This window comes from Pseudomonas typographi (assembly GCF_014694385.1).
Classification (GTDB): Bacteria; Pseudomonadota; Gammaproteobacteria; order Pseudomonadales; family Pseudomonadaceae; genus Aquipseudomonas; species Aquipseudomonas typographi.
Window position 1 is genome coordinate 46,033 of the sequence record NZ_JAAOCA010000041.1, and the last position, 7,506, is coordinate 53,538.

A 7,506-nucleotide genomic window follows, 5' to 3' on the forward strand; every position below is an offset into this window, starting at 1 on the left:
GGCCCTAAACGATTTTTTTGCGTGGCACCAACGTCGCCCAGTAGCGTGTTCGCCAATGCACCTCCAACGGCAAGGTCGCGGCCAGCACGGTCAGCACTCGGTCGGGCTCGGCCAAGCGGAAGCTGCCGGTGACCCGGAGCGATTCGAGCTCGGGCGACCAGCGCAGAATACCCGGGCGATAACGGTCCAGATCACGCAGGAGATCGCCTAGAGGTTGGTCGAGGGCCACGAGTACCCCTTCACGCCAGCCCGGTTGGCTTACATCGAACACGCCGATGGGACCGACGCCGCGGTCGGTCACCCGCACGCGCTGGCCGGCGCGCAGGGCCAATGCGCTGTATCGCATCGGCCAAAGATCAGCGAAGCCGGTGAACATTGAGAATTCGCAAGCGATTTCGTCTTGGCACACGCCTATTTCGCCGCTGCGCAGGCAACTGCGGCCGTGTGCCGTTTCGATCAGCAATGGCTGCGCGTTGGCTAGGCGCAGCGACAGTTCGCCACGGATCAACGAAACCCTGCGCTGCCGGTCGTCGATATTCACCGCCGTCGCCGTATTGAGTTGCAGCACGCTGCCGTCCGCCAGCGTCACCCGCCGCTGCTCGCCGGTGCCGGTTGCCAGGTCAGCGCCCCAGGCCGCCAGGGGCAACTCGCGCGTTGCCAACCACCCTGCTGGGGCAACCACCGCCAAACCCAGCATGCCCTTGAGCAACTGCCGCCGCCCCTGTTTCGAGCGATCCAGGGTGGCCATCGCCACCGCTGGTGGCAACGCCTCGAAGCGCCCTTTCAGCGCTTGCGCGTTATGCCAGGCATGCTCATGCAGGTCGCTGGCTTCACGCCAACGTTGCAGGCTGGCAAGGTCCTGCTCGCTCAGCGCCCCGGACTCCACCCGCACCAGCCAGCGCGCGGCCGACCGGGCGACGCGCCGTGCTTCTTCGCTGGGTTCGGGGTTCAGCACAACGCCACCAACAGGCAGTGCTCATAGGCCTGAACCATATAGCGTTTGACGCTACGCTCGGTGACCCCGAGGCGCACGGCGATTTCGCGGTAACCGAGGCCTTCGAGCTGACTCAACAAAAATGCGCGGCGCACTCGCCCTGGCAAGCCATCCAGCAGATCGTCCAGCGCATGCAGCGTTTCCAGCACTTGCCAGCGCTGTTCAGGCGACGGCGCGTACACCTCTGGTAACTGCGCAAGGGCGTCCAGATAAGCCCGTTCCAGGCTGCGCCGCTTGTAGAAATTGACCAGCAGCCTCTTGCCGATGGTCATGAGGTAGGCACGTGGCTCCGCCAAGTCGACGATGCGCTGAGGGCCGGCCAGGACCCGCATGAAGGTATCCTGGCTCAGGTCCGCCGCGTCGTGGCCACTGCCCAGGCGGCGGCTGAGCCATTGCTCCAGCCAGCTGCGGTTGCCTTGGTAGAGCTGATGGAAGGCCTGCGCATTCGAGTCCGCGCGGTCGATCATGGTCAGCACCTGTCGAGATGTTAATGAGATCGATTGTATTTCACAAGGTGCTGGTAACGATACCCTTTCAATGCGGTAGCGGTTTGACTCGGCCGCGTATTGAGGATTTCTTCCACGAAGAATGGGTGGGCGAACAGCTGAACGGTCGAGATGCAGCATGTAGCCATGCCCGTGCTAACTTAAAAGTAGTGCGTGGCCATAAGCTTATGCATAAAAGGTATTTATAAATTAACACTTATAACCATATTCTCATAAATATGCGCCTCATATAGCGCTAGGTCTGCATGCATCGGCGCTCCCCATTGCAAGGGTCTCCAAATACGGCGCTGGAAATAAATGACGCACTTTCGCAGGGAACGCGCTTCATTTCTCACCCTAGAGCCTCTTTCATGAAAGCCCTCAAACCTTTATCTTTGCCAACTGTACTTGGATCGGCCGTGCTGCTTAGCGCGCTATGTTCTTTCCCCGCGCTGGCGGGGTTGTTGGAGAAAGGTCGTGCTAGCGGCCTGACGGCGGGTATCGCCAACGAGCAGCCCTACGCCTACATCGGCACGGACGGCAAAGCCACCGGCGCCAACGTCGAGGTATTGAAAGCCGTTCTTGCGCCGCTGGGCATCACCAAGATTGAAACCCCGATCACCGACTTCGGTTCACTGGTGCCTGGGCTGGCAGCCGGGCGTTTCGACTTGATCGGCGCCGGGCTGTTCATCAACCCGTCCCGCTGCAAAGTGATTGGTTACTCCAACCCGGTCACCCGCTCCGGTGGCGCGTTCATCGTCAAAGCCGGCAACCCGCTCAACCTGCACAGCCTCAAGGACGTTGCAGCCAACGGCAAAGCACGGCTGGCCACGCAGCCAGGCAGCAATCAGGTGCAGGAAGCCAAGGACAGCGGCATCGCCAACGGCAACGTCGTGCTCTTCGACAAGGACACCGAAGCCGTGGCCGCGCTGCAAGCCGGCCGCGTCGATGTGGTGTATTTCCCTGACGCCGAGATCATCAGCCTGGTGAAAAAAGCCAACAGTCCGGCCATCGAGCGTGCGCTGCCTTATGAGCAGATTCCCGATGCCCAAGGCAAGCCGACCTGGAATTACCACGCCTATGGGCTGCCAAAAAACGACCCTGAATTCACCTCGGCCTTCAATGAGCAACTGGCCAAGTTACGCGCGTCAGGCGAGTTGCTGAAGATCCTGCAAAAATACGGCTACACCGAGAATGAACTGCCGGAAGCCACAGTGACCGCCGAGCAACGCTGCAGCCTCTGAAATTTTCGTACAACGGATGCATAACGAGACCTCTCGATGCCTGCCCCGCACACGCAACGCCTGGGTAAACCCGGCTCTTCTAGCAAGTGAATGCTGACCTTCAGCCACCCAACACTGGCGGGTTTGGAGCTAACATCATGTTTTTCGATCCATCTGTTGTAGACACCGCAGGCTTTATCCTACGTCAGTTGGCATCCGGCGCACTGCTGACCTTGGAAATCACCTTGCTTGCGCAAGTCGTTGTGGTGGTGATGTCGTTTATCATTGCGTTGATGCGCCTCTCGCCCTGGCGCGGGTTACGTTGGATTGCCACGGTCTACGTCGAGATTCTGCGGGGTATTTCGGCGCTGGTATTGCTGTTTTATCTGTTCTTCATCCTGCCGCTTTTCGGCATCAGGCTGTCGCCGATGACCACCGGGGTCATCGGGCTGGGCCTGACCTTCTCGGCCTATGGTTCGGAAATCGTGCGTTCGGCACTGACCAACGTCAATCGTGGCCAGCGAGATGCATTGCGGGCCCTGGACTTCGATCCAGTCACGGCGTTCCGGCGAATCATCTTGCCCCAGGCGCTGCCCTTCATGTTGCCGCCCATGGGCAATCAACTGGTCGAGTTGCTGAAGACCACCTCGCTGGTGTCGCTGATCAGCTTGAGCGATCTGACCTTCTCGGGCGCCCAGCTGATTACTACGCTGGGCCAACAAACATTGATCTGGTGCATCGTGCTGGTCTGTTATTTCATCATGGCGTGGCCATTGACCTGGCTGGTGCGCCGCTATGAGCGACACGTTACGGCTTGGCGCGAAGGGTCGAGCTCATGAACTTCGATTATGCATTTGCCTGGTCGATCCTCCCGGACTTGCTCCAGGGTTTGCTGGTTACCCTGCAGGTCGTCGTGCTGGGGTTTCTAATGGCAGTGATCGTGGGCCTGGTGCTGGCGATTGCCCAGCGCTCGAAACGGCCATGGCTGCATCGGCTGAGCAGTGGCTACCTGAGTTTCTTTCGCCATACCCCTTTGATGGTGCAACTGTATGTGCTGTTTTTCGCCTTTCCCTTGATCGGTATTACCGTACCGGCGATCTCCACCGGTGTGATTGGGCTGGGACTCTATTACGGTGCCTATATCGCCGAAGCCTATCGCGGCGCCATCGAAAGTGTGCCGGCAGGCCAATGGGAGGCCGCGCGTGCCCTGGACTTCGACACGGCCACGACTTGGCGACGAATCATCCTGCCGCAGGCCCTGAAACCGATGTTGCCGGTCCTCGGCAATTACTTGATCGGCATGTTCAAGGAAACGCCCTTGCTGGCGGTCATCACCATTCCCGAGCTGTTCCAGGCGGCCAAGCAAATCGCAGGCATGACCTATCGCTATAACGAGCCATACACGGTCATGGCATTGATGTTTCTGGCGATCAGCCTACCCACTTCTCTGTTCTTCAAATTTCTCGAAAGGCGCAGCCATGCCTGATCTTGCACACAGCCCCCCAGGCGCTCCGCCGCAGATACTTCTGAAACAGGTGGTCAAACGTTTTGGCAAGACCCAGGTCATCGATCACCTTGACCTGAGTATTCCCCAAGGCCAAAAAGTCGCGCTGATCGGCCCCAGCGGCTCTGGGAAATCCACCGTGCTTCGCCTGATCAAAGGCCTGGAAAGCTATCAGCAAGGCAGTATCGAAGTCGCCGGTTCGCCGGTGCCAGGCCTGCGCTCAGGCTGGCGTTGGCCGTGGTCGAAAAAGCCGCCGGTGGTGCATCGGGTGGGTATGGTTTTTCAGCAGTTCAACCTGTTTCCGCACCTTACGGTGCAGGAAAATATCACTGAGGCACCCTTGCGGGTGTTGAAGCTCACCCAAGAAGAAGCTGAAGAGCGTGCCTATGAGTACCTTGGCCTGGTGGGCTTGGTCCATAAAGCTGCAGCCTATCCGGGCCAACTTTCCGGTGGCCAGCAGCAACGCGTCGCCATCGCCCGCGCGCTGGCCATGCGCCCCCAGGTGATGTTGTTCGACGAGGTGACATCAGCGCTGGACCCGGAGCTCGTCGGCGAAGTATTAGCGGTGATCCGTTCCATTGCCCATGCGCAGCGCACCACCCTGTTGTTGGTGACCCATGAAATGAACTTCGCCGAGGAAATCGCCGACCGGGTACTGTTCATGGAAGCCGGCAAAATCCTGGCTGACGGTAGTGCGCAAGAGATATTGGTTGATCCAGATAACGAAAGAACCCGACGTTTTTTGAATCGGGTGGAGCGGCGTTGAAGGTCGGCTTGAATCGCCCTGGGTTGCGTGGAGGCCGTTTAGTTTAAGTCAGGCTGCCATGGCCCGACCTGTTTGTTGCTGGTGAACGTTTGCCTCAGCCTCCGCAGGCGGTATATACCCGATTGAGCTCAGTAGGCGCTGCTGGTTGTGCCCGTGCACCCATTTCAGGGTCGCCATTTCGACCACTTCTCGACTCTTCCAGGGGTTACGAAGTTGGGCCGCATGCCCGCGGTCACCGGACGGGGCGATCTGCAAAGCCGACAGATCGACTCGATCCCAAGACGGTCACGATGCTGACCGACAAACGCCCTCAGGACTTGGTGCGGCGGTCGAGCTCCGCCTGGGCAAGATACGCACTGGCCAGACGCAGAATCTCGTTGGCTTTGCGCAGCTCTCGGTTCTCGCGCTCCAGGGCCTTGATACGCTCGCGCTCTTCGCTGGTCTGATCGGGGCACTGACCAGCGTCGGCCTGATGGCGACGAGTCCAGCCATGCAGGGTGTGCGCTGCACAGCCAATCTTCGGGGCAATGGCCTCAATGGCCGCCCACTCGGACGGGTAGTCGTTCAGATGCTCCACAACCATTCGCACGGCACGTTCACGGGCTTCAGGGAATAGGTCCTAGTCTTTTCATGTCCTCAGCTTCTCAAGAGTTGAGGCCTCCACGAAACCCGGGGCGGTTCACTGGCGCAATACGACGTTTCGTTCGAACAATGGCTTGGCGACAGATTTGGACAAAATCGAGTGATTACCGCCTATACCCCTGCACTCTGATAAAACGCCCTCTAATGGCGCAATATAACGGCATGGCGGTGATCCCGCTGGAGCGCGTGTGCCAGGATTACTTCAGCCCACTGACGCCGGAGTCATTCAAGCGCAAGCTCGCTAGCGGTGAAATCGACTTACCAATGGTACAGATGACGCGCTCACAGAAGGGCGCACGCGGTATCGCCCTGGTGGATCTGGCGCGTTACCTGGATCGACTATGCGAGCAAGCGCGGGTCGAAAACGAAAAGTTGCAGAACCGCGACTACCGGCGAGCGGGTTAGGCTCACGAACGGGCGCTTTGGTTATGCACGGGCGCCAAGCTCTACTGGAGAGGCCAGGATCTTGCCCAGCCATTCCCAGCCCGCATATGGGTCGCCCCGCCCTTTCAGGTGGGTATAGCGGCGCATTGAGTTCCAATCGCGGTGGCCAGATACGCTGGCCACCCTCGGAATATCCCAATCCATTTCGAACAGCCGGCTCACTCCATCGTGGCGCAGGTCGTGAAAGTGCAAGTCCTGGATGCCAAGGATCTTGCAGGCTCGCGTCCAGGACGTGGACACCGAGTCGCTGTTATAGGGAAATATTTCTGCGCATTGGCGCGGCATGCTCTGTATCAGCTGTAATGCTTCCAGTGGCAAATGACACCACACGTCATTACCGATCTTTTGCCCCGGGTTTTTCATATCGCGGACCAGTACCCGGCTGCCGGCGTTGTCCAAGTCGGCCCAGCGGATGCGACAGATTTCGTCCTGGCGGCGCGTGGAGTAGATGGCGAAGGCGAGCAGGCGGGGCATGTGCAGCGAGCTAGGCCGGCGCTTGAGTAGGGCGAAGAAGTGCTCGAGTAGCGCGTCCAGCTCCGCCGCTGTCGGCCGGCGGGTGCGCTCTCTGCTGCGGCTAACCATACCGAGTTTGCGCAGCACTACCCGTGCATCAGCCATAGCGTGGGGAACAATGTCATAGCCCCAGGCGGGCTTGGCCACACTGAGTACGGCGCCAAGGTGGGACAGGTCGTTGCCCACGGTTTGGGCCTGTACCGCTCCGCCTTCAGCCGTCATGCGCCATTGGGCGTATTCGACAAGCTTTTGGCTAGTCAGCTCGGTTTCGCTCAATTCGCCAAGCCACGATGCTTCCAACGCTTTGAGCGTGGCCCGCTTGGTCTTGCCCAGAGCGCGAATGCGTTGGTACTCAGCTAGATATCGTTGAATGATCGCGCCTATGCTGACCTTACCGCCACGTAGCGCCCTCTCGAGCGCTCCGGGCTCTGATAGCTCTGCCTCTCGGCGCTTTGCCCACCCTTTGGCAGCCTGAAGCCGGTCAAAGGTTTTGCTTTCCTGATAAACTTGCTGCCCATCCCGAAACAGCCGAATTTGGGCCATATACCCATACGAGCCGTCGCTGCGTTTTCGCTTTCTAATTAGATGCCATAAGTCACTGGTACATGAAAGTTTCACACTGGTGCATTGTACCAGTGCCGCCTTCGGAACCACGAAAAACTGGTACAAACGAGCCTCAATCAGACATTTCAGATGAGTCTAGAAACTGCTTCAAAGCCACAAACTACACGTCCTGAGCCCTCTAGGCGCTTCAGCGTTGCGCCCATGATGGATCGTGCATACATCTTAGAATACTCAATATAAATCATTGGCTTAACAGCATCTTCGGCATTGCTTAAGCAAATTTGTAGCGGTAGTGTCTGGATTGGACGGGTACTGATCATTTATTAGCCAATGCGTGTCAGAAGAAACTGGTGCCCCCACGCACCCTCCCC

At 58.8% G+C, this 7,506-nt stretch carries 8 protein-coding genes, 1 pseudogene and 1 other annotated feature; of the genes and pseudogenes, 5 read left to right on the forward strand and 4 right to left on the reverse strand.

The features are described from left to right. Nucleotides 1–4: 4 nt before the first annotated feature. Both HAQ05_RS24175 and HAQ05_RS24180 read right to left on the reverse strand, forming a co-directional pair. Nucleotides 5–952, reverse strand: a complete 948-nt coding sequence (locus HAQ05_RS24175; protein ID WP_190425751.1) for a FecR domain-containing protein — start codon at nt 950–952, stop codon at nt 5–7. Next, nucleotides 949–1,461: a sigma-70 family RNA polymerase sigma factor gene (locus HAQ05_RS24180; protein WP_190425724.1), complete on the reverse strand. Its 513-nt coding sequence runs from the start codon at nt 1,459–1,461 to the stop codon at nt 949–951. Before HAQ05_RS24180 ends, HAQ05_RS24175 begins: the two co-directional genes overlap by 4 nt. Nucleotides 1,462–1,850: 389 nt before the next feature. Between HAQ05_RS24180 and ehuB the strand changes: the two genes are divergently transcribed. From ehuB to HAQ05_RS24200, 4 genes are all read left to right on the forward strand, one after another. Beyond that, nucleotides 1,851–2,723, forward strand: a complete 873-nt coding sequence (gene ehuB, locus HAQ05_RS24185; RefSeq protein WP_190425728.1) for an ectoine/hydroxyectoine ABC transporter substrate-binding protein EhuB — start codon at nt 1,851–1,853, stop codon at nt 2,721–2,723. Nucleotides 2,724–2,860: 137 nt separating this feature from the next. After that, nucleotides 2,861–3,541: an ectoine/hydroxyectoine ABC transporter permease subunit EhuC gene (gene ehuC / locus HAQ05_RS24190; RefSeq protein ID WP_190425731.1), complete on the forward strand. Its 681-nt coding sequence runs from the start codon at nt 2,861–2,863 to the stop codon at nt 3,539–3,541. After that, nucleotides 3,538–4,188 (forward strand): ectoine/hydroxyectoine ABC transporter permease subunit EhuD, encoded by a 651-nt coding sequence (ehuD, locus tag HAQ05_RS24195; protein WP_190425734.1) that lies wholly within the window; start codon nt 3,538–3,540, stop codon nt 4,186–4,188. Before ehuC ends, ehuD begins: the two co-directional genes overlap by 4 nt. After that, nucleotides 4,181–4,972, forward strand: a complete 792-nt coding sequence (locus tag HAQ05_RS24200; RefSeq protein WP_190425737.1) for an amino acid ABC transporter ATP-binding protein — start codon at nt 4,181–4,183, stop codon at nt 4,970–4,972. The genes ehuD and HAQ05_RS24200 overlap by 8 nt, the downstream gene beginning before the upstream one ends. Nucleotides 4,973–5,173: 201 nt before the next feature. On the opposite strand, the pseudogene HAQ05_RS24205 reads toward HAQ05_RS24200, so the two are convergent. Continuing rightward, nucleotides 5,174–5,605, reverse strand: a pseudogene (locus HAQ05_RS24205) (transposase); the annotation flags it as partial. Beyond that, nucleotides 5,213–5,328 (reverse strand) — a sequence feature (AL1L pseudoknot). It overlaps the preceding pseudogene by 116 nt. Nucleotides 5,606–5,758: 153 nt before the next feature. Between HAQ05_RS24205 and HAQ05_RS24210 the strand changes: the two are divergent. Then, a complete protein-coding gene (locus HAQ05_RS24210; RefSeq protein WP_238935067.1) occupies nt 5,759–6,019 on the forward strand; it encodes a pyocin activator PrtN family protein in 261 nt (86 codons plus the stop codon). 21 nt (nt 6,020–6,040) lie between these two features. Here HAQ05_RS24210 and HAQ05_RS24215 read toward each other — a convergent pair whose 3' ends face one another. Next, nucleotides 6,041–7,114: a tyrosine-type recombinase/integrase gene (locus HAQ05_RS24215; protein ID WP_190425753.1), complete on the reverse strand. Its 1,074-nt coding sequence runs from the start codon at nt 7,112–7,114 to the stop codon at nt 6,041–6,043. Nucleotides 7,115–7,506 lie beyond the last annotated feature (392 nt).

Bases quoted from the DNA above. Each gene is read 5' to 3' on its own strand.
- HAQ05_RS24180 (WP_190425724.1), bottom strand. From the start codon at position 1,461: ATGATCGACCGCGCGGACTCGAATGCGCAGGCCTTCCATCAGCTCTAC.
- ehuB (WP_190425728.1), top strand. From the start codon at position 1,851: ATGAAAGCCCTCAAACCTTTATCTTTGCCAACTGTACTTGGATCGGCC.
- ehuC (WP_190425731.1), top strand. From the start codon at position 2,861: ATGTTTTTCGATCCATCTGTTGTAGACACCGCAGGCTTTATCCTACGT.
- ehuD (WP_190425734.1), top strand. From the start codon at position 3,538: ATGAACTTCGATTATGCATTTGCCTGGTCGATCCTCCCGGACTTGCTC.
- HAQ05_RS24200 (WP_190425737.1), top strand. From the start codon at position 4,181: ATGCCTGATCTTGCACACAGCCCCCCAGGCGCTCCGCCGCAGATACTT.
- HAQ05_RS24210 (WP_238935067.1), top strand. From the start codon at position 5,759: ATGGCGCAATATAACGGCATGGCGGTGATCCCGCTGGAGCGCGTGTGC.
- HAQ05_RS24215 (WP_190425753.1), bottom strand. From the start codon at position 7,114: ATGGCCCAAATTCGGCTGTTTCGGGATGGGCAGCAAGTTTATCAGGAA.